Source organism: Nesterenkonia sp. LB17 (assembly GCF_022565915.1).
Classification (GTDB): domain Bacteria; phylum Actinomycetota; class Actinomycetes; order Actinomycetales; family Micrococcaceae; genus Nesterenkonia.
Window position 1 is genome coordinate 758761 of the sequence record NZ_JAJOYX010000002.1, and the last position, 24323, is coordinate 783083.

23 protein-coding genes, 1 tRNA gene and 1 riboswitch are annotated in these 24323 nt (G+C 67.5%); of the genes, 13 read left to right on the top strand and 11 right to left on the bottom strand.

All coding sequences use genetic code 11. The features are described 5' to 3' along the window. Positions 1-17: 17 nt before the first annotated feature. Positions 18-770: a LysE family translocator gene (locus LTH96_RS07160; protein WP_241465022.1), complete on the bottom strand. Its 753-nt coding sequence runs from the start codon at positions 768-770 to the stop codon at positions 18-20. A 90-nt stretch (positions 771-860) separates the two neighbouring features. Between LTH96_RS07160 and LTH96_RS07165 the strand changes: the two genes are divergently transcribed. Genes LTH96_RS07165 through LTH96_RS07180 form a run of 4 tightly spaced genes read left to right on the top strand, consistent with a single transcriptional unit; the run spans position 861 to position 3634 of the window. Continuing rightward, entirely contained in the window at positions 861-1778 is a 918-nt protein-coding gene (locus tag LTH96_RS07165; RefSeq protein ID WP_241465023.1) for a LysR family transcriptional regulator, read from the top strand. 16 nt (positions 1779-1794) lie between these two features. Continuing rightward, positions 1795-2181: an ArsR/SmtB family transcription factor gene (locus tag LTH96_RS07170; RefSeq protein WP_370642753.1), complete on the top strand. Its 387-nt coding sequence runs from the start codon at positions 1795-1797 to the stop codon at positions 2179-2181. Positions 2182-2197: 16 nt separating this feature from the next. Then, positions 2198-3184, top strand: a complete 987-nt coding sequence (locus LTH96_RS07175; RefSeq protein ID WP_241465025.1) for an SRPBCC family protein — start codon at positions 2198-2200, stop codon at positions 3182-3184. Between the two features lie 54 nt (positions 3185-3238). Continuing rightward, positions 3239-3634 (top strand): VOC family protein, encoded by a 396-nt coding sequence (locus LTH96_RS07180; RefSeq protein ID WP_241465026.1) that lies wholly within the window; start codon positions 3239-3241, stop codon positions 3632-3634. Between the two features lie 101 nt (positions 3635-3735). Here the strand turns inward: LTH96_RS07180 and LTH96_RS07185 are convergent, their stop codons facing one another. From LTH96_RS07185 to LTH96_RS07210, 6 genes are all read right to left on the bottom strand, one after another. After that, entirely contained in the window at positions 3736-4518 is a 783-nt protein-coding gene (locus tag LTH96_RS07185; RefSeq protein ID WP_241465027.1) for a hypothetical protein, read from the bottom strand. A gap of 191 nt (positions 4519-4709) precedes the next feature. Beyond that, positions 4710-4782 (bottom strand) — tRNA-Arg (locus LTH96_RS07190). Between the two features lie 79 nt (positions 4783-4861). Further along, positions 4862-5182 carry an antibiotic biosynthesis monooxygenase gene (locus LTH96_RS07195; RefSeq protein ID WP_241465028.1) on the bottom strand — a complete coding sequence of 107 codons (321 nt, stop codon included), beginning with the start codon at positions 5180-5182 and terminating at the stop codon, positions 4862-4864. A 100-nt stretch (positions 5183-5282) separates the two neighbouring features. After that, entirely contained in the window at positions 5283-7073 is a 1791-nt protein-coding gene (locus LTH96_RS07200; protein WP_241465029.1) for a gamma-glutamyltransferase family protein, read from the bottom strand. 92 nt (positions 7074-7165) lie between these two features. Beyond that, positions 7166-8716 (bottom strand): Rv2578c family radical SAM protein, encoded by a 1551-nt coding sequence (locus LTH96_RS07205; protein WP_241465030.1) that lies wholly within the window; start codon positions 8714-8716, stop codon positions 7166-7168. Between the two features lie 104 nt (positions 8717-8820). After that, the gene (locus LTH96_RS07210; protein WP_241465031.1) at positions 8821-9927 is read right to left on the bottom strand and encodes a putative sulfate exporter family transporter; all 1107 of its coding nucleotides are present in this window, start codon (positions 9925-9927) and stop codon (positions 8821-8823) included. Between the two features lie 87 nt (positions 9928-10014). Here LTH96_RS07210 and tgt point away from each other — a divergent pair, with 87 nt between their 5' ends. The 4 genes from tgt to LTH96_RS07230 all read left to right on the top strand — a co-directional run bounded on the left by tgt (position 10015) and on the right by LTH96_RS07230 (position 14468). Then, positions 10015-11310 carry a tRNA guanosine(34) transglycosylase Tgt gene (gene tgt / locus LTH96_RS07215; protein ID WP_241465110.1) on the top strand — a complete coding sequence of 432 codons (1296 nt, stop codon included), beginning with the start codon at positions 10015-10017 and terminating at the stop codon, positions 11308-11310. Positions 11311-11718: 408 nt separating this feature from the next. Beyond that, positions 11719-11874, top strand: a complete 156-nt coding sequence (locus LTH96_RS07220) for a hypothetical protein (protein WP_241465032.1) — start codon at positions 11719-11721, stop codon at positions 11872-11874. Positions 11875-12060: 186 nt separating this feature from the next. Then, a riboswitch (SAM riboswitch) is annotated at positions 12061-12156 on the top strand. Between the two features lie 12 nt (positions 12157-12168). Then, positions 12169-12822 (top strand): OsmC family protein, encoded by a 654-nt coding sequence (locus LTH96_RS07225; RefSeq protein WP_255728009.1) that lies wholly within the window; start codon positions 12169-12171, stop codon positions 12820-12822. Continuing rightward, positions 12819-14468: a sodium:solute symporter family protein gene (locus LTH96_RS07230; RefSeq protein ID WP_241465034.1), complete on the top strand. Its 1650-nt coding sequence runs from the start codon at positions 12819-12821 to the stop codon at positions 14466-14468. Before LTH96_RS07225 ends, LTH96_RS07230 begins: the two co-directional genes overlap by 4 nt. A 52-nt stretch (positions 14469-14520) precedes the next feature. Here the strand turns inward: LTH96_RS07230 and LTH96_RS07235 are convergent, their stop codons facing one another. The 4 genes from LTH96_RS07235 to LTH96_RS07250 all read right to left on the bottom strand — a co-directional run bounded on the left by LTH96_RS07235 (position 14521) and on the right by LTH96_RS07250 (position 18656). After that, on the bottom strand, positions 14521-15066 hold the full coding sequence (locus LTH96_RS07235; RefSeq protein ID WP_241465035.1) for a hypothetical protein: 546 nt from the start codon (positions 15064-15066) through the stop codon (positions 14521-14523). A 106-nt stretch (positions 15067-15172) separates the two neighbouring features. Beyond that, positions 15173-15403, bottom strand: a complete 231-nt coding sequence (locus LTH96_RS07240; RefSeq protein ID WP_241465036.1) for a hypothetical protein — start codon at positions 15401-15403, stop codon at positions 15173-15175. A 54-nt stretch (positions 15404-15457) separates the two neighbouring features. Next, positions 15458-17065 (bottom strand): peptide chain release factor 3, encoded by a 1608-nt coding sequence (locus tag LTH96_RS07245; RefSeq protein ID WP_241465111.1) that lies wholly within the window; start codon positions 17063-17065, stop codon positions 15458-15460. A gap of 184 nt (positions 17066-17249) precedes the next feature. Then, positions 17250-18656, bottom strand: a complete 1407-nt coding sequence (locus tag LTH96_RS07250; protein WP_370644415.1) for an aspartate aminotransferase family protein — start codon at positions 18654-18656, stop codon at positions 17250-17252. A gap of 311 nt (positions 18657-18967) precedes the next feature. On the opposite strand from LTH96_RS07250, the gene LTH96_RS07255 reads away from it, so the two are divergent. The 5 genes from LTH96_RS07255 to LTH96_RS07275 all read left to right on the top strand — a co-directional run bounded on the left by LTH96_RS07255 (position 18968) and on the right by LTH96_RS07275 (position 24248). Then, positions 18968-20143 (top strand): hypothetical protein, encoded by a 1176-nt coding sequence (locus LTH96_RS07255; RefSeq protein WP_241465038.1) that lies wholly within the window; start codon positions 18968-18970, stop codon positions 20141-20143. Between the two features lie 78 nt (positions 20144-20221). After that, positions 20222-20929 (top strand): NUDIX domain-containing protein, encoded by a 708-nt coding sequence (locus LTH96_RS07260; protein ID WP_241465039.1) that lies wholly within the window; start codon positions 20222-20224, stop codon positions 20927-20929. Next, the gene (nadA, locus tag LTH96_RS07265; protein WP_241465040.1) at positions 20926-22203 is read left to right on the top strand and encodes a quinolinate synthase NadA; all 1278 of its coding nucleotides are present in this window, start codon (positions 20926-20928) and stop codon (positions 22201-22203) included. Before LTH96_RS07260 ends, nadA begins: the two co-directional genes overlap by 4 nt. A gap of 9 nt (positions 22204-22212) precedes the next feature. Further along, positions 22213-23145, top strand: coding sequence for a carboxylating nicotinate-nucleotide diphosphorylase (nadC, locus tag LTH96_RS07270; RefSeq protein WP_241465041.1), 933 nt, complete (start codon positions 22213-22215; stop codon positions 23143-23145). Next, positions 23145-24248 (top strand): cysteine desulfurase family protein, encoded by a 1104-nt coding sequence (locus tag LTH96_RS07275; protein WP_241465042.1) that lies wholly within the window; start codon positions 23145-23147, stop codon positions 24246-24248. Before nadC ends, LTH96_RS07275 begins: the two co-directional genes overlap by 1 nt. Positions 24249-24323 lie beyond the last annotated feature (75 nt).

A 24323-nucleotide genomic window follows, 5' to 3' on the forward strand; every position in this document is an offset into this window, starting at 1 on the left:
GGTCAGCACAGGATGGCTCAGCTGAGCAGACCGAGCACACCGCTGATGCTCAGGTAGACGCCGAGTCCCGCCAGGGTCAGGCCGCTGCCCATCTCGATGCGTCCGGTCACCACGGGGTTCGAGAGCCAGGAGTTCGCGGCATCGACCAGCAGCACGACACCGATCAGGTAGAGCCACATGCTGGCGGCCACAGTGCCGCCGAGCACCCCGATCGCAAAGGCCGGGGAGGCTCCGACGGGAGTGAACTGCGGGAAAAGTGCCAGGAAGAACAGACCGACCTTCGGGTTGGTCATGCAGCTGCCCAGCCCGATCAGGAATGTGCCGCGGAAGCTGGTGATGTCGCGGCGGGTGCGACGGCGGGGGGAGTCCTCCGATCCGCGAGCGCCTGGGCCCTCCTCCGCTGCGGGGGGTTGGGGATCGTAGGGGCCCCCGACCAGCACGGGAACTTCGACGTCGGCGCGGGCCAGTCGGTGCGCCTTCAACGTGATCGAGGCGCTGCGCACCGCGCGGGCACCGAGGAAGATCACGTAGAGGCCGCCGACGAGGCTGAGCAGCTCATAGGCCACCGGGGAGGCCTGGAACAGCGCCGCCAGGCCGGTGGCGGCCAGCGCCGCCCAGATCAGCGCGGCCACTGAGGATCCGGTCGCCGCGCCGAGGCCTGCCCGGCGGGAGAGCAGCGCATTGCGCAGAGACAGCATGGTGTCCTGCCCCGGGGTGATAGCCAGGACGGCGGAGACGGCGAGCAGACCGAAATAGCTGGAGAGTGTCACAGCTCCATCCTGGGACACCACACCGATCAGGACAAGCAGATAAAAGCTTAAGACTGTTCGGTATAAACGAATCTGCGCCATACTGGTGCCATGTTGAACCCTCACAGGCTGCGCGTGCTGCACTCTGTGATCGCCACCGGCTCGATCCAGGGCGCCGCGCGCAGCCTGCACTTCTCCCCCGCCACGGTGAGCCAACATATGAGCATCCTTGCGCAGGAGACCGGGCTCAAGCTCTTCGAGCGCAGCGGTCGCGGACTCACCCCGACGACGGCGGCACTGTCCCTGGCACGGGGCAGCGCCGCCGTGCTGCAGGGTCTCGACGAGCTGGACCGTCAGGTGGAGAGCCTGCGGCTGGGCCGGTCCAGCCACCTGATGCTCGCCAGCTTCACCTCCGCGGCGAGGGAGTGGCTGCCTCGTGTGGTCGCCACCCTGCGCGCCAAGGACCCTGGGATGACGGTGCAGATCAGCCTCAACGAGCCCTACGCCGAGAAGACCGGACGTCCGGTGGACATCGACATCCGCAATGAGTCACCGCTGGAGCCCGAAGAACACTTCAAGGGATATCTGCGGCACCTGCTTCGGCACGAGGACTTCGCCGTCGTCGTTCCTGCTGATCATCCGCTCGCGGACTCTGCGACGGTGGAGGTCCAGGAGCTCAGCAATCAGATGTGGGTGGACCATGACATCAAGGACAGCCCCAACGGCAGGATGATCCGCACCGCCTGCCAGGCCGCCGGATTCGTGCCCCAGTTCGCGGCCCGGCTCGATGACCACAACGCCGCCCTGTCTCTGGTGGCGGCTGGACTCGGGATCACCGTGCTCCCCCACCTGGCTCTGCGCGATCTCCCGCTCGGCACGGTGGTCCGCCCGCTGCGAAATCCCAAGGTGCAGCGCCGGATCGTCGCCCACGTGAAACAAGATCGCGCAGGCGAGGAGCTGGTCGTGGCGGCACTTGAGGTGCTGCGCGAAGAATCCGAGAAATCACTCGACGAAGAACCCTTGACCTGACCCCTCAGCAGTCCTAATGTACAACCACATGGTTATACGTTCTGAGGTGTCGGCTCCCCCCAGTGACGCCCAGGTGGACCGGATCTTCCGGGCCCTGGCAGACGCCACTCGCAGGGACATCGTCAGGCGCACCCTCGGTGAGGAGGCAACAGTCTCCGCCCTGGCCGCGCTCTATGAGATGTCCTTCGCCGCCGTGCAGAAGCACGTCAGCGTCCTCGAAAGCGCCGATCTGGTGACCAAGCGCCGGCAAGGGCGCGAACGCCTGGTCCGCGGCAACCCTGACACCATCCGTGGAGCCCAGGCACTGCTCGATGAGTACGCGCGCATCTGGCAGGGCCGCATCTCCCGCCTGGACGCCCTCCTGGCGGACACCACGACGCAAGACACCAGTGGGCAGCACTGATACAGAAAGGCTCGTCATGCCCATCACCTCAGTCACCAAGGACGCCGAAGCATTGACCATGACTGTGGTCTCCGACTTCTCCGTGCCGGTCCAGCGGCTCTGGGACGCCCACGCCGACCCCCGCCAGCTTGAGAAGTTCTGGGGACCCGAAGACTGGCCGGCAACCTTCACCCGCCACGACTTCCACCCCGGGGGCCGTTCGCACTACTGGATGACCGGCCCGGACGGCACTCGGGCCGCGGGCTACTGGGAGTTCCTCGCCATTGACCCCGGGCGCTCCTTCGAGGTCACCGATGGCTTCGCGGACGAGTCTGGCACACCGAATCCGGAGATGCCGCAGATGCGCCTGCGCCTGACCTTCGCCGAGACTCCGCATGGATCCAGGCTGACCTCGACCTCCTGGTTCAACTCCACCGAGGACTATCGGCAGCTGCTCGAGATGGGCATGGAAGAGGGCCTGACCTCGGCCATGGGCCAGATGGATGCGGTCCTGGAGGATCTCTCCTCCTTCGCCGCCGGCAGGGGCGCCCAGACCCAGATGCTCACCGACACCAAGGTGCGGATCAGTCGGATCATCCGCGGAACTCCCGAGAAGGTCTGGCAGGCCCATCGTGACCCAGACCTGATGCGGCGCTGGCTCCTGGGCCCGGACGGATGGCGCATGAGGGAATGCCAGCTCGGCGAGAAGGTCGGCGAGAGCTACCGCTTCGTCTGGGAGCGGGAGGAGGACGGTTCGGACAGCTTCGCCTTCTTCGGCGAGCTCAAAGAGCTCGACGCGCCCCACCGTGAAGTGACCACCGAAAACATGGAGGGGATGCCCTGTCCCCCCAACATCAATGAGCAGACCCTGACACCGGTCCACGGCGGCACCCTTCTCACCGTGGTGATCACCTACCCCGACAAGGAGACCCGCGACATCGTCCTGGGAACGGGCATGGCAGACGGCATGGAAGCCAGCTACGCCAGGCTGGAGGCGGTCTTGACAGCCTCCTCCCGGTCATAGCGGCAGGCTCATCCCGACCACGCCCCCGACCAATATCAGTGAGGACCTGTATCGATGCCGCAGCCATTCACCATCACCCTGCCGATCGCTGATCGTCGCCGCTCCCACACGTTCTACCGGGACGGCCTCGGGCTCGATCCGGTGGGTGACGTGGCGCAGGACGGCCTCCCCGAACCGCTGCAGTTTCGACTGCTCGGGGAGGCCTACCTCTGCCTGGTCCCCACCGAGGCCTTCGACTGGGTGCTGGGTCCCCGCGAGCTGTCCCCGGCGGAACACAGCGAGTGCCTGCTGGGCATCGCCCTCGCTGATGCCCAACAGGTCACCGCCATGACCGAACGACTGGTCACAGGCGGGGGCACGGTGCTCACCCCACCCACCCACCAGCCCTGGGGATTCGAGTCCCTTGTGGCGGACCCAGATGGTCACACCTGGCAGCTCTACGTCGGGTGAGCCAGAGATCTCCTCGGCCCGATGGGAAGGAGCACCCCAAGCGGCTCATCATGGTCCTCGGCGGTGCATCAATGCAACCGCGTTCCGGCCGGTCGGAGATCTCAGGAGCGGACCTGGCGATCGCCTTCCTCGTCACCGCTCTCTTCCTCGTCACTCGCTGCACCGTCCTTCTGCGAATCCTCACCCTTGGGGCGCCGTACCAGCAGGTAGGTCGCGCCGAAGAGCAGCACGCCTGCGCCGATCGCCGCGGCGATCGCCCACTCCTCCCCCACCAGATCGTCCAGGAAGGACCGCGCAGGGGACTCTGGATCGACGAGGGCGACCACCACGAAGGCGGTCACGACAAATGTGGCCAGAATCGTCCCCAGTCGCCGCCACCACCGCGAGGATCCGACCTTCTGCAGAGAATGCCCGGCCTTGGCCACCTGTTTGGCGCGCAGCACCCGCAGCGCCCCGACGCTGCGCAGAAGACGCAGGAGCTGCATGGGACCGACGCTGAAGACCACGCCGACGATGACCAGCACGCTCAGACCCACGAGCCACCAGTTGCGGCGCAGCCAGTCGATCTTCTTGGGCGACACCAGGAACAGCACGATGGTCTCGAAGATCAGCACCACACTGGTGATCCAGAGCCCCACGTGGCCGATCATCTCGAAGGGCTCATCCAGGAGGGTGAGGAAGACCGCGGGGACCGACACCACGGCCGCGATCAGCACCGGCCAGGCAAGCCTGTCCTCCCAGCGCTCTTCGAGCTCGCGGGCTCGGTCCTGGGACGCTCTGCCGCTGGCAGTCTCGGCGAGCTCTCCCGCGGCGGCGGAAGCACGCTGCCTCTTGGACTCTGGACCGCGCTCGTGTTCGTCGGCGGAGGTGGGTGCGGAAGTCATAGTCCCAGGGTAGAGGGGTTCTCAGCCGGTTGAGCGAGGCATCGGGCCGCCGAGGTGTGCGACCGCGCCGCGGCACTTCGCAGTCGATCGATCGTGAGTCGCCTGGTCCCGCGCGGCGAGATCCTCGGCCAAGGCGCAAAAAAAGGCCCGCATCCTTGCCGAGACAAGAATGCGGACCTGATTTCTCTGTGTGCCCCCGGCGGGAATCGAACCCACGACTTTTGGTACCGGAAACCAACGCTCTATCCCCTGAGCTACGGAGGCCCGCCAGCTGTGCAATTCAAGGAACCGAGTTCCTCGAGCAACTGACCGATTCAGATTACCAGCACCGCACCGGTTCCACCTAGCCGGTCACCGAGGTGGTGTAGCTCCACAGCTCCGCGGACATCCCCACGGGCTTCTTCGGCGACTCCCCGGAACCGGACTCGCCGCCGCTGTGGGACTTCTGGAAGTCCTGCGAGGTGCGCCAGTTCTCAAACGCCTCCTCCGTGGCCCAGCGGGTGATGACCAGCCAGGTCGTGCGCTCGTCGGCAGGCTTGAGCAGCTCAAAGCCCTCGAAGCCTTCGGTGCCCTCCATGGAGTCGCGGCGAGCGGCGAACCGCTTGCCGAGTTCATCGCCGGAGTCGGCAGGGACAGTGATGGCGTTGATCTTGATGATGCTCATAGGGCCATCTTCGCAAAGTCAGCGGCGTCCGCAACAGCAGCCGCGCGAATCCACGGTGAGCTCGGGACGGCAGCCTCGTGCCGCGGAGCCCGCGCCGCTGTCATCGTCCCGCCGCGTAGCCCTGGGCGCCACGGGCGTTGGCCGCGGCGCGCAGCCGCCCGGTCTGCGGGTCCCGCGTGACGCAGGAGAGTCGTCCCAGCGCCCAGTCCCCCGCCGTGGTGACCTGGTGTCCACGGCGACGCAGTCCTTCGATGAGCTCGGCACCGAGTCGGTCCTCCACCACGGCCCCGCCGGGCTCCCATGCGCGCGGCCAGAAGGAGCCGGGCATCGACGTCGTATGCAGGGTGGGGGCGTCGATGGCCTGCTGGGCGGTGTGTCCTCCGATGAGCATGCGCAGCAGCATGGGCAGCTGCCACTGGTCCTGCTGGTCTCCGCCCGGGGTGCCCAGGGCGATCAGCGGAGCGCCGTCCTTGAGCACCAGCGTAGGGGTCAGTGTGGTGCGCGGACGCCTCCCCGGTTCCAGCCGAGAGGAGGAGCGTTCATCGAGCCAGGTCATCTGCAGCCGGGTGCCCAGGCAGAAGCCGAGCCCCTCGATCACCGGTGAGGACTGCAGCCACCCCCCGGAGGGGGTTGCGGAGACGATGTTGCCCCAGCGGTCGACCACGTCGAGGTGACAGGTGTCCCCCTTGGTCTCCCCGGCCTTGGAAACGGTCGGCTCGCCCGCACCGGCTCCGGCGACGGCGTCGGCCACGTTGACCAGGGCAGGCAGCACCTGGTCGGCGCCGGGGACCTTCCCCGGGCGGAACTCTGCGGAGGCTCGCTCGCTGATCTGCTCGCGACGCTGCGCGGCGTATTCATCCGAGAGCAGGTGCTCCAGGTTCACCGGGACATCGCCGTAGTAGGTGTCTCGGTCCGCGAGGGCCAGCTTCTGCGCCTCCAGGATCAGGTGGGCGCCGATCTCGGTGCCGGGGTCCAGCTGCTCGTCCGGGTAGCCTTCGAGGATCTTCAGCGCCTGCAGCAGCGCTGGGCCCTGGCCCCAGGCGCCGGACTTCGCGATGGTGTGGCCGCGGAACTCGATTGAGACCGGGGTTTCGTATCCGGCGCTGTGGGCGGCGAAGTCTTCGGCGGTGATCACCCCGGCGTAGTCGCCGCCGTCGGAGTGCCGATGCGGGGTCTTCACGAACTCCGCCGCAGCCTCGGCGACGCGTCCGGTCTTCCACTCACTGCGTGCGGCTTCGATCTGCGCCACCCGGCTCGAAGCACCCTGCCCGGCGGCGATGAGGTCGCGCAGCACCTGCGCATACTCGGGGTTGCGGATGCTCTGCCCGGGCTCGGGGACCTTGCCCTCGGGCATCCACAGCGCGGCGGAGGTCGGCCAGTGCTCCTGGAAGAGCTCGGCGACGGCCCGGATCGCCCGCACCGCCCCGGGCAGGATCGGATGCCCGTCCTCGGCGTAGTCGATGGCGAAGGCGAGCACCTCTGCGAGGTCCCAGCTGCCGTGGTCGCGCAGCAGCACCAGCCAGGCGTCGACGGCGGCCGGGACGGCGGCCGCGAGGGCACCGGCACCCGGGACGTTCTCGAGCCCGAGCGCACGGTAGTGCTGGATCAGGGCCCCTGCGGGTGCGGGCCCCTGGCCCATCAGCACCTGCGGCGTCGACGGTGCGCCGGCGGTCGCGAAGATCCCGACCATGTCACCGCCGGGACCGTTGAGGTGCGGCTCCACCACATGCAGGACGAAGGCCCCGGCGACGGCCGCGTCGAAGGCGTTGCCACCGCGTTCCAGCACCGCCTGCGAGGAGGCCGTGGCGAGCCAATGCGTGGAGGCGGTCATTCCGAAGTGACCCTCCAGGGTGGGCCTGGTGGTGAAGGTCTCGGCATGGGTGAACGTCATGGGCACTCCTGAGGCGTCGACGCGACGATCGAGCAGGACACCCACCCGCCGCATTAGTTGCTTTTGCAAACCAGCCTACGGGATGAGCGGGGTCAGAAGAGCGCCGGCTGGGCAGGACCGGCCGCGGTCGGTGCCGACGCTCCCTGCTGGGCCACCGGGGAGTCCGGGTCATTGCGCTCGCGCCACATCAGGTCCACCGGCTTGTCGAAGCCATGACGACGCCGGGCGGCGCGGGCGGAGTCGGCGAGCCAGTGCCGATACTCCTTGGAGGCGTAGGAGCCGCCGCCGTAGATCCGACGATACTTCGCCACCAGCGCCGGGTACTCGCGGGCCAGCCAAGCCATGAACCATTCCCGGGCGCCGGGGCGCAGGTGCAGCGCACCGGTGGTCACATAGCTCGCACCGGCGTCGGCCAGTGCGGCATGGAGGGTGTCGATGCGATCGTCGCCGTCGGTGAGCCAGGGCAGGATCGGCATGGCCAGCACCGAGCATTCAAGCCCGGCGTCGGTGATGGAGCGGATCAGATTCAGCCGTGCCCGGGGATCCGGGGTGCCCGGCTCCACCTTCTGCTGAAGCTCCGGATCCATGACCGCCAGGGACACCGCGACCGAGACCGGCACCTGTTTGGCGGCCTCCTGCAGCAGCGGGAGGTCGCGCTTGAGCAGCGGCCCCTTGGTCAGGATGGAGAAGGGCGTCCCAGAATCCGCGAGCGCCCTGATGATCCCGGGCATCAGCTGGTAGCGACCCTCCGCGCGCTGATAGGGGTCGGTGTTGGTCCCCAGCGCCACGTGCTCGCGCTTCCAGGACGGCCGATTCAGTTCGGCGCGAAGCACCTCGGCGACATTGGTCTTCACGATGATCTGCGTATCAAAGTCCCTGCCCGCGTCCAGGTCCAGGTACTCGTGCGTCTTCCGCGCGAAGCAGTTGTGGCTGACCACACCGTTCGCGATGAAGTCCCCGGTGCTGGTGGTGATGTCGATCAGCGGCTCGCTGCGACTGAGCGCTTCGATGCCGGTGATGCGCAGAGCCTCGGTGGTCCCGACCGCACCTCCCAGCACGCTCGCTTCGAGAGGGGATTCCTCCGCCTCGGAATCCAGCTCAGGAGACATTCCGAGTCCGAATCCCATGAGCCGGTCGTGCTCCGTCAGACATGGGCGCGGTGACCCACCCTCCGGGCGAGCCACGTACTTCCACCCGCGCTCTGCCAGGAAGCGATGGTCGCCGCTGGCCACGATCTGAGTGCCATCGCGAAGCGTGATGCGGAATGCGGGCTTCTCGGTCCCCCATTTCGCTGAGACCTCCGAGCGGACCAACCGGCGATTCCTGCCGTCGAGCTCGGTGCCGACGACGACGTCGCCCACCCTGACCTCACGCAGCAGCTTCTGCCGCCCGTCGGCCATCAGGATCAGCGTCTCGGGGCTCAGGCAATACACGCACTGATGCAGACATCCGCGGGTGGGGTTCACGGTCCAGGAGAAGGGCATGTTCGACTGGCCAGGCACCTTGTTGAGCGCGGTCTTCGCCGCCACCTCGTGGAAGGTCACGCCTTCGAACTCCGGGGTGCGCACCGAGCGCAGGAGTCCCTTGAGCGGGATGAGGGCCGCACCCTCACCCTCCTGCACTGCCTGTCCCTGCCACCTCATACGGTTATTCGAACATACTTTCGAATGCCTGTCGAGATGGACTCGCCCTCGAAGCCCGGCGCGCTGAAACTCCCGGACACCTGACTGGGCCCGGGGCACCAGCCTCAGCTCACCAGCAGCAGGACCCCGCCCAGCCCGGTTCCCACCGCAAGCACCGTGCCGCCGGCACCGAGCAGCAGCGCGGGTCCTCCCTGGCGCAGCAGGCGACGCAGGTCCACCGAGGCGCCGACGCCGACCATCGCGGTGGTCAGCAGCATCGTGGTCACGTCCGCGGAGAAGTCCAGGGTGGACTCGGGCAGATCGGTGACCGAGCGCAGCACCATCATCACCAGGAAGCCCAGCACGAAGAGCGGGATCAGCGGCGGCCGCGATCCAGCGCCCTCCTCGACGCCCTCCCCGGCTCCCTGCGCAGCTCCGACCGCCCGGCGGCGACGCCCGGCAAGGCTGATGCCGGCGATCACCGGCGCCAGGAGCACCACCCGGGCGAGCTTGACCAGGGTCGCGGTGGCCAGCGCCACCGCCCCGACCACTCCGCCGGCGGCGACCACCTGTCCGACCTCATGGATGCTGGCGCCGATCCAGACGCCCATCTGTTCCTCGCCGAGGCCGAGCAGGGTTCCCAGCGCCGGCAGCGCGAGCAGCGCCAGGGTGCCGTAGAGGGTGACCACCGCGACGGCGGCCGCAGCGGCCGCCTGGACCGGGGCACCGTCGTCGTCCTTGCCGTCGCCTCGGTCGATCGCCGCGGCGGCTGCCGCCACGGCTGAGGCCCCGCAGATCGCGGTGCCGGCGGCCAGCAGCGTGGTCATCCCCTTCGGTGCGCCCAGCAGCCGCCCGAGGGCGAGCATCCCGAAGAAGGTCACCCCCACGGTGAGCACGACGACCGCGAGGACCGCCCACCCCAGGCCGAGCAGGTCACCCAGCGCCAGCTGGAGGCCGAGCAGCACGATGCCCACCCGGAGCAGCTTCTTCGCCGCCCAGCCGAGACCACGCTCGGCCCAGAACGGCACCCAGCCCAGGCTGCGCAGCGCGATGCCGGCAAGGACTGCGACCAGCAGCCCGGAGATCACCGGAATCTGCTCGGCGATCAGCCGGTGCGCGGCGATCGCGAAGATGAGAGCCAGCGCCGCGCCGGGGAGGATCTCCGCGGTCTGGCACCAGAGCCGGGTCAGCCGCGAGGTCAGGTTGGAGGTCAGGGCGGTTAGTGGAGGCACCGGATAAGCATAGGACCACTGGCCTAGACTGAGCGGGTGCCGAATCAGCTGAACACCGAGACCCCGACCGCCGCTCCGCATGAGTCGATGAAGCCGGGGGCCGCACAGCAGGATGCAAGGCCGCAGGAGTCAGCGCCGCACCCGCAGGCGGGCCGCGAGGCCTTCAGCTTCGAGGTCGAGGCCCGGATCGAGGGGGCGCTGGGCCGCACCGGCACCATCCGCACTCCCCACGGGGACATCAAGACCCCGGCCTTCATCCCGGTGGCCACCAAGGCCACGATCAAGACCGTGCGCCCCGAGGAGATGCTCGAGATCGGCGCCCAGGCCGCCCTGGCCAATGCGTATCACCTGAATCTGCAGCCGGGCACCGATGTGATCGACGCCGCGGGCGGGCTGGGCCGGTTCATGAACTGGCCGCTGCCCACCTTCACCGACTCCGGCGGATTCCAGGTCATGAGTCTGGGCGCGGGGTTCAAGAAGGTCATCACCATGGACGCCTCGGTGGTCCCCGATGACGCGGCCGTCGCCCCGAAGAAGGTGCGCCTTGCCCTGGTGGACGACGACGGCGTGACCTTCAAGTCCCATATCGACGGCACCACCCACCGGTTCACCCCGGAGATCTCGATGAAGCTGCAGCACGAGATCGGCGCGGACATCATCTTCGCCTTCGACGAGCTGACCACGCTGTTCAACACCCGCGACTACCAGGAGACCTCCCTGGAGCGCACCCGGCTCTGGGCCGAGCGCTGCCTCTCCGCGCACCGCAGCCTCACCGCCGAGCGCAGCCACCGCCCCTACCAGGCACTCTTCGGGGTGCTCCAGGGTGCCCAGTACGAGGATCTGCGGCGCAAGGCCGCGAAGGATCTGGGCTCCATGGAGATCGAGGGGCAGAGCTTCGACGGCTTCGGAATCGGCGGCGCCCTGGACAAGGAGAACCTCGGGGTGATCGTGAGCTGGATGGCCGAGGAGCTCCCGGAGAACAAGCCGCGCCACCTGCTGGGGATCTCCGAGCCCGAAGACTTCTTCACCGCCATCGAGAACGGGGCAGACACCTTCGACTGCGTCTCCCCCTCTCGAGTGGCGCGGACCGGACGGGTCTATCACCCCGATGGTCGCTACAACATCCCGCAGGCTCGCTTCAAGCGCGACTTCTCCCCCATCGATGAGGAGTGCACCTGCTACACCTGTCAGAACTACACCCGGGCCTACCTGCATCACCTCTTCAAGGCCAAGGAGATGCTCTACAACACGCTGTGCACCATCCATAACGAGCACTACACGATCAAGATGGTCGATGACATCCGGGCCAGCATCGAACAGGGCCGGTTCTACGAGTTCCGCGACGCCACCCTGGGCCGCTATCAGGCTGGGTCCACGCCGTAGCCGGATGACCTCAGGTCGGACCGTGGAGGTCCACCTCCTCCGAAGGTCATTTCTCAAGATTCGCAAGAACCTGTCCTTGGTCAACCGATGACTGCTGAGAGAACAGTCGCAACCGTGAAGACGAGTTGCGCATTCTGCGCGAATCCCCGGCGCGATCCGGGGCGTGCGGTCCGGAGAAGAGGCTCTCTTCCAGCGTCTCTGGCCCCTCTCGGTGCTGACCCGCCGGCGGCTGGAGCGGCAGGTGAAACATGTCCGATCGCGCCTCGCGCCACAAGTGCCCTCAGCCGCAGCGGCACCGGTGCTGCCAGTCGGTGCCAGCGTGAGCAGCTGTGCCATCCACCAGATCCACACTCAGCGCAGTGATGCACTCCCCCTGGCGCGGAGCCGGCCGGACTCCACACCCTGGACATGACCGAGCATCTCTGCTCCGAGGAGACCTGCCCGGCGGTGATCGGCAAGATCACCGCGTACTGGGACAAGAGCCGTCTCTCGAACCACCGCATCGAATCGCTGGCGCAGCTGCTGGACGCCAAGCTCCGCGAGGAGATGCCGGACCTCTTCTGAGTCTTCGACGCCCGGTCGGGCCGGTGGGGCCGGTGGGGCCGGTGGGGCCGGTGGGGCCGGTGGGGCCGGTGGGGCGACTCTGGCAGGACGGGCGGGAACTACGACTGATGTGGCGGGCGCTCCAGGTCGCCCTGCTTTCTAGGGTTTGCATCTTTCTGCCGGACGCTCTAGGTTTCAGCAGACAACGAATCATCCAGAGCGACTGAGAGACCTAGCTCAACGACGTCGCAGCAACCCCACCCCTTCAGGGTGAGCAGGTGCTACCGCTGGGAACGATGAAAGGTGAGATGTTCCATGCCCAAAGCGGCTTCAAGCGCACAAGAGAACAGACTGAATCCGAGGTACACCGAGGCACCCCTGCGCACCTCTTCGAAGACTCTGCGGGTCGCTGGCACGTGGACGGGCCCAGTACGGACCGAACTCACCGTCCGGGACTTCAGCTTCGTCTCTGACCAGCCTGTGGTGCGCGGTGGCAGCGATCAGGGCCCCGCGCCGATGGAGTACCTGATCGGCGGTGTCAGCAGCTGCATCGCCGTCGCGGTCGAACAGCTGGCCCATCGGCGGGCCCTGCCACTCACCGACATCTCCACATACACCCTGGCACGTCAGGACACTCGCGGGTTGGCTGGGCAAGCAGATGTGCAACCCTATTTCTACGTGTACCGGTTGCAGCTGGTCGTAGAGACCAGCGAACAGGACTCCTCTGTCCTGACAGACTTCGCCCAGTGGGCCGAACACATCTGCCCCGCGATCAATCTCTTGCGCGACGCGCACATCGACCTGGAAGTCGCGTGGGCATTCGTGCACAAGAACTCCCATGGCCTCGCCGAAGCTCTGGCGAATCGTGCCTGGGGCTACGAGGTGGACGGGGACGCCAGCCACGGGGACTTGATCTTCGAGGTCCTCAACGCCGATGCCACCCCAGATCTCGTGGAGATGGGCTCGTGACGACGGTCGGACTCTGGACGATCGGCCTGGCACTCGCATACACCGCCTGGCTCATACTCGGAAGCCGCATCGCTGTGGGCCGCTCGGGACGCGGAGGATTCTTCGTCAGCGGTCGCAGTTTCAGCCCTTGGACCGTCGCGTTCTGCATCACGGGACTGTTCTCAGGATCCTCCTACATCGCGATCGTCGAGCTGAGCTACCGAACAGGCGTGTCCGCGGTCTGGTACGGCGTGGCCGAAACGGTGCAGATCTTGCTGATCGCGCTCCTGCTGGTCAAGCCCCTGCGAGAGAAGCTCGTGGTGACGGTCACCGGCATCATCGGGGACCGATTCGGCCGCGGAGCCCAGGCCATCAGTTCTGTGATCACCGGTCTGACGTTTCCGATGTATTCAGTGGCCACCAGCATCGCCTTCGCGTCCGCCCTCTTCGCGGTCACGGAGATCCCACTGTGGCAGTGCATCGCTCTGACAGCGATCATCCTGCTCGCCTTCCTGACCTTCGGCGGCATGCGCTCCGTGGCATTCTCCCAGACCATGAATGTCCTGATGATCTTCGTGATGTTCATCGTGGGCATCTGGGCGTTCCTGGTCTCACCCGGGCCCAGCGGTCTCGAGACCTTGGCTGAGGAGCAGCCACAGATGTTCGATGTCTCGAACGCCGGCATATCGCTGATCGTTGCCTGGTTCGGCACCTTCATCGTCAATGTTCCCCTGGCTCAGGCCGCCTTTCAGATGTCGATGTCGGCGCGGAGCCCGGAAGACGGCCAGAAGGGGCTCTTCCTCGCGGCGATCATCGGCATGCCCCTGATCCTTCTCGGAATCGTCGTCGGCGTCGCCGCCTCGATTGTGGTCCCGGATGCATCGCTGCCCCTGGTGGGCATCGCCGAGTACATCGCCGGTTCCCTTCCTGCTTGGGCTGCGGCCGTATTCTTCGTGGGACTCTGGGCATGCGCCCTGGGCTGGGCGGGACCCTGCCAGTTCTCTGGAGCCACCTCGCTGGGCCGGGACCTCGGGAGCGCGCTTCGTCCCCGAGCGACCCAGGTGGAGCTGGTGCGCTACACGCGGATCGCGCTGGTGGGGCTCACTGTCCTGATGGTGATCTTCAGTCTCCTGCGCGCCGAGGAGTCAGCCTGGTGGAATGTGATGGCATGGACTCTGCGCAACGGCGCCACCTTCGCTCCGGTTCTCGCGGCGTTCTTCTGGCCGCTCGCCACCCGCTCCGCGGCGCTGACCGCACTACTCGCTGGATTCAGCGCGGGACTCGGCTGGTACGCGCTCTCGGGGTTCAGTGCCACGGACTTCTTCCTCGGAACCCATCCGGTCTGGGTCGCCATGATCGCCAATCTCGCAGGCATCGTTCTAGTCACGCTGATCCAGGGCAGCTGGCGACTGACCCTTCATGCAGCGCGGCGCAGAAACGGCGGACTCGTTCTTCTGGTCACGGGTCTCGCCGCGGTCCTGAGCATGAACATCTCAGCATGGCTCAACAGCTACGGTTTGATGGGACTGGCACTCTTCCTCATCACTCTTGGTGTCTTCGCCGCTGCGGTCCTCCTCGCCGAGTCTCCGACGGCGACCCACACGAAGACCCAGCTGTGGGGCTCCCGGACCGAACCAGTGACCGCGCAGAACACCTCGCCACTGTAATTCTCGCGACACCAATGCCTGCTGCCGTTCGACCCGTCAGGGGAAGTCACACCTAGAGCTGGCCCAGCAGCTCCCGCCAGATCACCTTCCAGTGTTCGGCCTCCTCGGGCGAGCGCAGCTTGGTGTGTCCGACGCCGAGCGAGGACTTCCCTGCGGACTTCCCCGAGATGGTCACCGCGACCCGGGAGCCGTCGACCAGCCCGGCGCGCCAGTAGCGCCAGCGGTCGGTGGAGGAGGTGCCGGGCTCTCCCTGGAGCGCGACACCGCCGAAAGAGTCACGCCCGCCGACGAGAGCGACCCATGCCCCCAGCGCGGCGTCCATGTCACCCGGATAGGTCTTGGAGACCGAGGCCTGAAACTCACCGGTACGAGACTCCCCCGGGCGGCGCAGGTCACGGTGTTGTTCGTAGGCGACCGCCACGCTCTGGGCCCACCAGCCACGGTTCTCCACGTCCATCGGCATATGGTCATAGACGATTCCGACGATCTCGCGGTGCGGCAGGGCAGCAGCTCCGGCGTCGTCGAGGGCGGTGACCCACTGCGCCCAGGCCCGTCGGGTGGTCCGTTCGATCGCTGCGGTGCTGTGACTCCTGACCATGGGCTCGAGCCTACGCCGCTGGTGCTCGCTTGCCAGCCCTGGCCGTCGGCGGACCTGCCCCGGCGCGTGACTTGACACGCCCGTGGAGCTCAGCCGGCGCGTGCCCTCAGGCGGCGTCGACGGAGTTGACCGGCATGTGCGGGAAGTACTCCCAGAGTTCGCGGAGTCTGCGGAACTGCAGGTCATCGTCGAGCCCTTCGAGGACGGAGACGACGGCAGGCCGAGCACCTGAGGCGGTGGCTGCCGCCACCAGATCCTTCGGGACGGTCGGTTGGGCGGTGAGCGTGAATGCGGTCTTGACAGCTTCGACGACTTCAACTCGGGTGACAGCGTGCATGGTGTTCCTTCCAAGAGGGTTCTGCATGGGGTGCCCGCAGCCCTCGGCGATCGGTCACATCCGTGCGGAGACCGATGCGTTGATGCTGCCCGGAGGATCCGGGAGCAGGTTCGGATGGTCGCGCTGGACGGTGCGCAACCTCCACGGGTCTCTGAACAACGCCACGGGGGTGCCGTCGTTGCGGTAGAGGACTTCGCAGTCCTGGCGTTCGCGCAGGATCGCTGCGGCATCCTCGTCGATGTCACGAGCGACCGAGTAGTCCAGCGCGTCGAAGGAGACCGAGGCACCGAAGTCAGATTCCATGCGGGCGGAGACGACCTCGAACTGCATCGGGCCCACGGCGCCCAGGACAGGACGCTGCTGGCCGCGGCGCTCGGAGTAGAACACCTGGATGACGCCTTCGCGGTCCAGCTGCTCGATGCCCTTGCGGAACTGCTTGTGCTTGCTGGCGTCCCCGGTCTTGCCGACCCGGAAGTGCTCCGGGGCGAAGGGCTTGAACGGCGGGAACATCACCGACTGGCCCGCGTAGAGGGTGTCGCCCGGGCGAAGCGTGGAGGCGTTGACCAGGCCGACGACGTCGCCGGGCCAGGCGGTGTCCACCGTGGTGCGGTCGCGGCCGAAGACCTGCTGGGAGTACTTGGTGGGGAAGGGCTTCGCGGACTGGGCGTGGGTGGCGACCATGCCGCGTTCGAAGACTCCGGAGCAGATGCGCATGAATGCGATCCGGTCGCGGTGGGCCTTGTCCATACCGGTCTGGACCTTGAAGACGTAGCCGCTGAAGTCGGAGGTGAGCGAATATGGGGTGCCGTCGGCGTCCGGGCGGGCCTGCGGGGGCGGACCCTGCTCCATGATGAAGTGCAGCAGCTCTTCGACGCCGATGTTCTGCACCGCCGAGGCGAAGAACAGCGGGGTCGCCTCCTGGGCCAGGAATGCGTCGCGGTCGTAGAACTCGTCGTCGACCTCCAGCAGCGAGGACTCCTCCACCGCGGTCTGGAACTCGACCGGGTACTCGGCCTGAGCGACCTCGGCGGAGAGTCTTTCAGCGAGGACCTTCTTCGCGCCGCCGGGGGCGCGGGTGTAACGGTTCATGGTCATCTCGTCGGGGTGCAGCAGTCCGAGCATGTGCCCGGAGTCTCCGACGGGCCAGTTGCGCGGCATCGAGCGCATCCCGGTGCGGGTGAGGATCTCATCGACCAGCTCCAAGGCGTCCTGGCCCGGGCGGTCCCATTTGTTGATCACGGTGATGACAGGCAGCCCGCGGGCCTTGCAGACCTCGAAGAGCTTCATGGTCTGGGCTTCCATGCCCTTGGCCGCGTCGATGAGCATGATCACCGCGTCCACGGCCGCCAGCACGCGGAAGGTGTCTTCGGAGAAGTCAGCGTGCCCGGGGGTGTCCACCAGGTTCACGATCGCATCACCCACGGTGAACTGGAGCACGGCTGAGCTCACCGAGATCCCGCGGGCCTTCTCCATCTCCATCCAGTCCGAGACGGTGCCGCGGCGTCCGGCCTTGCCGTGGACCGCGCCAGCCTCGGTGATCGCGTTCGAGTGAAGCAGCAGCGCCTCACTCAACGTGGACTTGCCCGCATCGGGATGCGAGATCACCGCGATGGTGCGGCGAGACAAGGCCTCGTCCAGAATCTGCTTCGTGTCTGCTTCCATCACGCCTCTGACTCTACGCTTCCGCGGGGAGAGAGTTTAATCCATCCCGGGCCGTGAGGCCACCGTCACAGCGCTGATCCGGTGCAGACCCTCTTGAACGACCCGGCGAACGGGCCCCCCAGCTATCTGTCTCACGTTTATGCCGTCCGAGACCTCCCTCCTCGGGACGAGGACGGCCGGGCTCTCACGTGCGGCGGATCGACTCGTCCGCGAGATCGAGCACCTGGTCCAGCACATCGATCCCGAAGATCAGCTCCTCTTCCGTGGTGTTCAGCGGCGGGCAGATGTGCAGCCGGTTCATGTTCATGAAGGGCAGCACTCCGCGGCGTCTGGCCTCGGCGACCAGCTGATTCATCACCGCGGGGGTCTGACCATAGGGGGCCAGCGGTTCGCGGGTCTCCTTGTCCTTGACCAGTTCGATGGCCCAGAACATCCCGACCCCGCGCACATCTCCGACGCTGGGGTGCCTGTCCTTCAGCGCGGCCAGCCGGGGTCCGATCACGTCTTCTCCCAGCTTCAGCGCGTTCTCCACCATGCCCTCCTCGCGCATCGCGCTGATCGCGGCCACCGCGGCGGCGGCGGCGAGCGGGTGCCCGGAGTAGGTCAGTCCTCCCGGATAAGGCCGCTCGGCGAAGCTCGCGTAGATCGCATCGTCCATGGCGACGCCGCCCATCGGCACGTAGCCGGAGTTGACCCCCTTGGCGAAGGTCACGATGTCGGGCTCGATCCCGTAGTGCTGATGCGCGAACCACTTGCCCGCACGGCCGAAGCCTGACATGACCTCATCGATGATCAAGACGATTCCGTGCTCGTCACACAGCTCCCGCACTCCCTGCAGGTAGCCCGCCGGAGGCAGGTAGATCCCGGCGGTCCCCGGGATCGCTTCCAGAATGATCGCCGCGACCTGTCCCGGCCCTTCCAGCAGCACCAGGTCGCGCAGGTGATTCAACGCGCGTTCGGCCTCCTGCGCCTCATCGGCGGCGTTGAAGTAGGAGCGGTAGGTGTAGGCGGGCAGGAAATGCTCGACGCCGGCGTCGTCGTCGGAGGCTGTCCTTCGCGGGTCACCGGTCAGGTTCACGGCCAGGTGGGTGCCGCCGTGGTAGGAGCGGTAGGCAGAGAACACCTTGCGCCGACCGGTGTGCAGCCGCGCCATCCGCACCGCATGCTCATTGGCGTCGGCCCCGCCGTTGGTGAAGAAGACGTGGTTGATGTCTTGAGGGAGAAGCTCGGTGATCAGCCGGGCTGCTTCGGATCGGGCCTCGTTGGCGTGCTGGGGGGCCACCGTGCACAGCTTCTCCGCCTGGGCCTTGATCGCCTCGATGATCTTGGGGTGCTTGTGTCCGGCGTTGGTGAAGACCAGCTGGGACGTCAGGTCCAGGAGCTTGTTGCCCTCACCGTCCCAGATCCAGGAGCCTTCGGCGTCGAGCACGGTCATCGGGGTCAGCGGCTCCTGCGCGCTCCAGGAGTGGAAGACGTGACTGCGGTCCAGCTCGTAGGCCCGGCGGCCCGCGTCGATCTCGGCGGCGCTCGGACCGGCGTCGAACCCGGTGGTCCCGGTGCTCTCAGTCTTTTCGGTGGTATGGGCTGTCATCATGCTCTCCTGCTCTGAAGTCCTGGTCGGTCATTCTGCGGGACGCCCAGCTGCCGGCCGCTCTCGGCTGGATCACCCCGGGGATGGTGACCACCTTGCCATGGGTGTAGACCTGGATCCTCCCGATGTCGTGGGCGTGGCTGCCGCCCAACAGCGGATTGCGCCAGCCGTCGAATGGTCAATGGAGCATCGGCACGGGGGTGGACCGGGGCCGAACTCGGGCCGATCCGGGGCGTGGGGGGCAGGAGATCGAGGCGAGTGGGCAGAGTCGGGCTGGGGTGCATCGGTGGGGTGCCTGTTAGCCTGTGCCCATGCCCGCTCGTCGGACGGCTCTCGCATGCGTTGCGCTGCTATATGCCCTGACAGCGTGTGGCAGCGGGGGCCCGGAGGACAGCCCCCAGGCCGAGGACGCGACTCCAGACTCACTCGAGGAGACGGACAGCTTCCCCACCATCAAGTTCAACCAGCCGTTGACGGGGGACGTGACGGCGGCGCAGCTCGAGGACTGGACGGCTCGTGGCCTGCTGCCTTTGGCGCCGGCCCATGGAGGCGCCTTCGAGACGATGACCAATGCCCTCCGGGCCGCCGAACCAGCCCCCGACGTCGTGATCTTCGGTGACTCCATGACCCAGCAGGGGGTGGACCCCGCTGAGCTGGGCCGACTGCTGACCGCGGAGACCGGTGAGGAGGTTTCGGTGTTCAACGGCGCCAGCAGCCGGGCGCGCTGGGGCATCAACCTCCTGTTCGCACGCTACGTGGTCAGCCTCGAGGATCCACCAGCAGTCGCGCTGATGGGCATCTCAACCCGCGCCGCGGAGCGCGACGGCTATTACACGGAGGAAGGGTCGAGGTCGGCGTTCTCTTCGATGGTGGAGGGGTGTGACCGGCCGCTCGGCGACACCTGGGGGGAGAAGGACACCGCGCGGTGTGAGCGCGACGTCGCAGACCCGCTGTATCGGTTCCGCCTCGGCGGGGAACAGGCGGCGCGGGCCCAGGAGGGTCAGCCGGCGCAGACCAGCCTGCGGATCGACGCGGACAGCAGGCTGCGGTCCGACGGTTTCATGATCCATCCCGGCGTCAGCGCGGCCAAGGCTGAACAGATCAGCGACACCCGGATGAAGCAGGGTTTTCCTGGTTTTCCGACGGTGCACGATGAGGCCGTGACCGACTTCGGGAATGCCACGGATCTGTTGCGCAGTCATGGCGTGACTGTGCTCGCCTTCGAGATTCCGTACACGCCCGTCCACCAGAAGAACCTCGAAGAGGCAGGACGAGACTATGACGCGCGCAGGCAGGACGCCGCTAAGGCTCTGACGGCCCCTCATGACGTCGCGTTGTTCTCGGTGGCCGAGTTCGGCGCCTGGTGGGGAGATGACGACAGCCGGGATGCCATCCACCTCGCACCCCAGGGCGCGAGCAAGTTCGCGCGTCAGCTCACCGAGATCCCAGGCTTCATGGATGAGGTTCAAAAAGGGCTCGTCGACTGAGATTCCCAGACCCCTTCAGGTTGACGTGACCATATGAACTGGACCATAGTGTCACTGTCACCTTAAGGAGGCCTCGCCATGGCCGCGCCGTCGAACCTGCAGACCGAGCTCGCCGTGAGCACGGTGGTCTTCGCGCTGCGTCCGCACCCGGAGACCGGGGAGCTCACGCTCTGGCTGCCGCTGGTGCGCCGCATCCGCGAACCCTTCCTGGGTCAGTGGGCACTCCCCGGAGGCCCCCTGGAACCCGACCAGGACCTGGTCAGCTCCGCCCGCGCCACCCTGCTGGAGACCACCGGTCTGGCTCCGCGGCACATGGAACAGCTCTACGCCTTCGGAGATGTGGACCGCTCCCCGGCCAGCACCCGGGTGGTGTCCATCGTCTACTGGGCGCTGGTGCGCCAGGACGAGGACACCGACGCTGTGGAGGGCGAGAACCTGGAATGGTTCCCCGCCGATGACATCGCCGAGGAGGCCGGCGTGCTGGCCTTCGATCACGGCGTGATCCTCGCCTACGCCCTGGACCGGCTGCGCGCGAAGGTCACCTACTCCCCCATCGCCCATGCCTTCCTCCCCGAGAGGTTCCCGCTGGCCGAGCTGCGCCGGGTCTATGAGGCGACCCTCAACCGGGCGCTGGATCCGTCAAACTTCCGCCGCCAGATCCTCGCCCAGGGCACCGTCGAGGACACCGGCGAGCGCATGACCGGCACGGCGCACCGCCCGCCGCGGCTCTACCGCTCCAATCCCCACCGCACCCGTTACACCCTCACCATCCAGGAGACACCATGACCGCCTCGGTCCATGACCTGATCACCCTGACCCCGAAGGACAGCTGCAACACGAAGCTGGCCGCCGGACCTTGGGACTTCGACACCGTCCCGGGCTACGGGCCCGGCTCCTCGCAGGCCGATCGACTCCCTGACCCGGTCTCCCGCCCCGGTCAGCTGCCCGAGCGCTACCAGCTGATGCCCGAGGCCGAGCTGTACGAGCGGATCGTGGCCGCGAAGGCGACGCTCGGCGAGGAGCTGGTCATCCTGGGCCACTTCTACCAGCGCGACGAAGTCATCCAGCACGCCGACTTCGTGGGCGATTCCTTCCAGCTGGCCAATGCCGCGCTGAGCAAGCCAGAAGCCAAGACCATCGTCTTCTGCGGAGTCCATTTCATGGCCGAGACCGCCGACATCCTCTCGACTCCTGAGCAGTCGGTGATCCTGCCCAACCTCGCCGCCGGCTGCTCCATGGCGGATATGGCCGATGAATCCTCGGTGGAGACCGCATGGGAGGAGATCTGCGAAACATACGGGGTGGACCCGGAGAACATCACGCCCGACGCCGAGGGCAAGGTCCCGATCCTCCCGGTGACCTATATGAACTCCTCCGCCGCACTGAAGGCGTTCTGCGGCCGCCACGGCGGGATCGTCTGCACCTCTTCCAACGCCGCGACCGTGCTGGAATGGGCCTTCCAACGCGCCCACCGGGTGCTGTTCTTCCCGGACCAGCACCTGGGCCGCAACACCGCCAAGGCCATGGGGGTCCCACTGGAGCAGATGCCGCTGTGGAACCCGCGCAAAGCCCTGGGCGGGAACACTGCCGAGCAGCTGCGCGAGGCCAAGGTCCTGCTCTGGCACGGCTTCTGTTCGGTGCACCGACGCTTCACCGTGGACCAGATCACCCAGGCCCGCGCCGCGGACCCGCAGGTGAAGATCATCGTGCACCCCGAGTGCCCGATGGAGGTGGTCGACGCCGCCGACGCCGCCGGCTCCACCGACGCGATCCAGAAGTTCATCGCGGCCTCCTCCCCCGGGGACACCATCGGGATCGGCACCGAGGTCAACATGGTGAACCGGCTCGCCGCCCAGTACCCGGACCGCACCATCTTCTGCCTGGACCCGGTCATCTGCCCGTGTTCCACCATGTACCGGATCCACCCGGGCTACCTGGCCTGGGTGCTGGAGGAGCTGGTGGCCGGACGCGTGAACAACCAGATCAGTGTGGATGCCGCGGTCTCCGTGCACGCGAAGGTCGCGCTGGACCGGATGCTCGCCGCGAAGCCGAAAGCCTGAAGGGACACCGTGGACACGCAGCTCTCGGCCCGCGACATCGACGCGGTCATCACCCTCGCGCTGGCCGAGGACATCCCCTTCGGGGATCTCACCAGCGTCGCCTTCGTCCCGGCCGATGCCAGCGCGCACGCCCAGCTGGTGGCACGGGAACCCGGTGTCCTCGCCGGTGGTGAGATCTTCGCCCGCACCTTCGCCGCGCTGGACCCCGGCGTCGTCGTGAGTCTCCAGACCGACGACGGCGCACGGTTTGGTCCTGGGGATGTGCTGGCCAGCGTGCAGGGCCCCGCCCGGGCGATCCTCGGCGCCGAGCGGGCGGCGCTGAACCTGATCCAGCGACTCTCCGGGGTGGCCACGCTGACCAGCGAATATGTCGCCGCCGTCGCCGGCACCGGGGTGCGAGTCACCGATACCCGCAAGACCACCCCGGGGCTGCGCGCGCTGGAGCGCTACGCGGTGCGCTGCGGGGGTGGGCACAACCACCGATTCTCCCTCTCCGATGCGGTGATGGCCAAGGACAACCACCTCGCGCTGGTGGGCGACTCCCCCGAGGCGCTGACCACGGCGATCCTCACTGCCCGCGAGCGCCTGCCGCACACCACCCACATCGAGGTGGAGGTGGATCGGGTCGAGCAGATCGCGCCGGTGCTGGCCGGCCGGGCGGACACCATCATGTTGGACAACTTCACGTGTGAGGACCTGCGCCGCGGGGTGGAGCTCATCGACGGGGCCGCCCTGGTGGAGGCCTCCGGCGGGGTGAGCCTGGAGACCATCGCCGCGATCGCCGGCACCGGGGTGGACCTGATCAGCGTCGGTGCGCTCACCCAGGGTGCCCGCGCCCTGGACCTGGGGCTGGACATGGATCTCGGGGCCGGTATCCACGTCGAGGTCGACGCTGCTCTGGCTGGCGGGCTTGATGTGGACGGGCCGGGAACCTCGGGCTGATGCTCTACCTGGACGAGTCCGCCGCCGCCCCGGTCAGGCGCGAGGTGCTCGAGGCCATGTGGCCACACCTGACCGGGTATGCGAATCCCTCGAGCGTCCACGAGCCCGGGGCCGCGGCATCACGGGCGCTGGAGACGGCGCGCGCCGAGGTGGCCCGGCACCTGAACGCGCGGCCGGCGGAGATCATCTTCACCTCCGGCGGCACCGAGTCCGACAATGCCGCGGTGAAGGGCATCGCGCTCGCGGACCCGAGAGGTCGCCATGTGCTGATCTCCGCACTGGAACACCCTGCCGTGAGCGAGTCCGCGGCCTGGCTGGGCCGGCTGGACTACGAGGTGGAGACCGTGCCGGTGGATGCGGCGGGTGTGGTCACCCCTGAGGCGCTGGCAGCGAAGCTGCGCACCGACACCACGTTGGTCTCGATCCATTACGCGAACAACGAGGTCGGCACCGTTCAGGACGTCGCCGCACTGGCGGCGCTCTGCGCGGAACACCGCGTTCCATTCCACACCGACGCAGTCCAGGCCGCCGGGACTCTGCCGCTGGCTGTGCAGGAGCTCGGGGTCAGCGCGATGAGCCTTGCCGGGCACAAGCTCGGCACCCCCAAAGGCACCGGCGTGCTGTACCTGCGCCGTCGGACACCTTTCGAACCACTGATCCATGGCGGCGGACAGCAGCGAGACCTGCGCTCGGGCACCGAGAATGTCGCCGGAGCGGTCGGGATGGCGACGGCGCTGGGGCTGGCTGCCGAGACTGACGTCCGGGAGCTCGCCCGGCGCCGCGATGACTTCATCGACGCCGTGCTGGCCCGGGTCCCCGGCGCGCAGCTGACCGGGCACCGCACCCGCCGGCTCGCCGGACACGCGTCCTTCGTGCTTCCGGGGCGCAGTGGGGAGTCGGTGCTGCTGGACCTGGAACGGCAGGGGATCTTCTGCTCCTCGGGCTCAGCCTGTGCGGCCGGCTCCAGCGAGCCAAGCCCCGCGCTGCGCGCCATGGGCTACTCGGATGAGGTGGCCCAGACCGCGGTGCGGTTCAGCTTCGGGGACTCCGTGACCCCGCAGGACCTGTCCCGCGCCGCCGCGGCGCTGCCCACCGGACCCTGATCGTCAGGACATCGCTGGCGCCCGCCCTGGACCGGTGGCGCAGGCGTAAGGTGATCAAGGGTCCGCCTCCTGTCT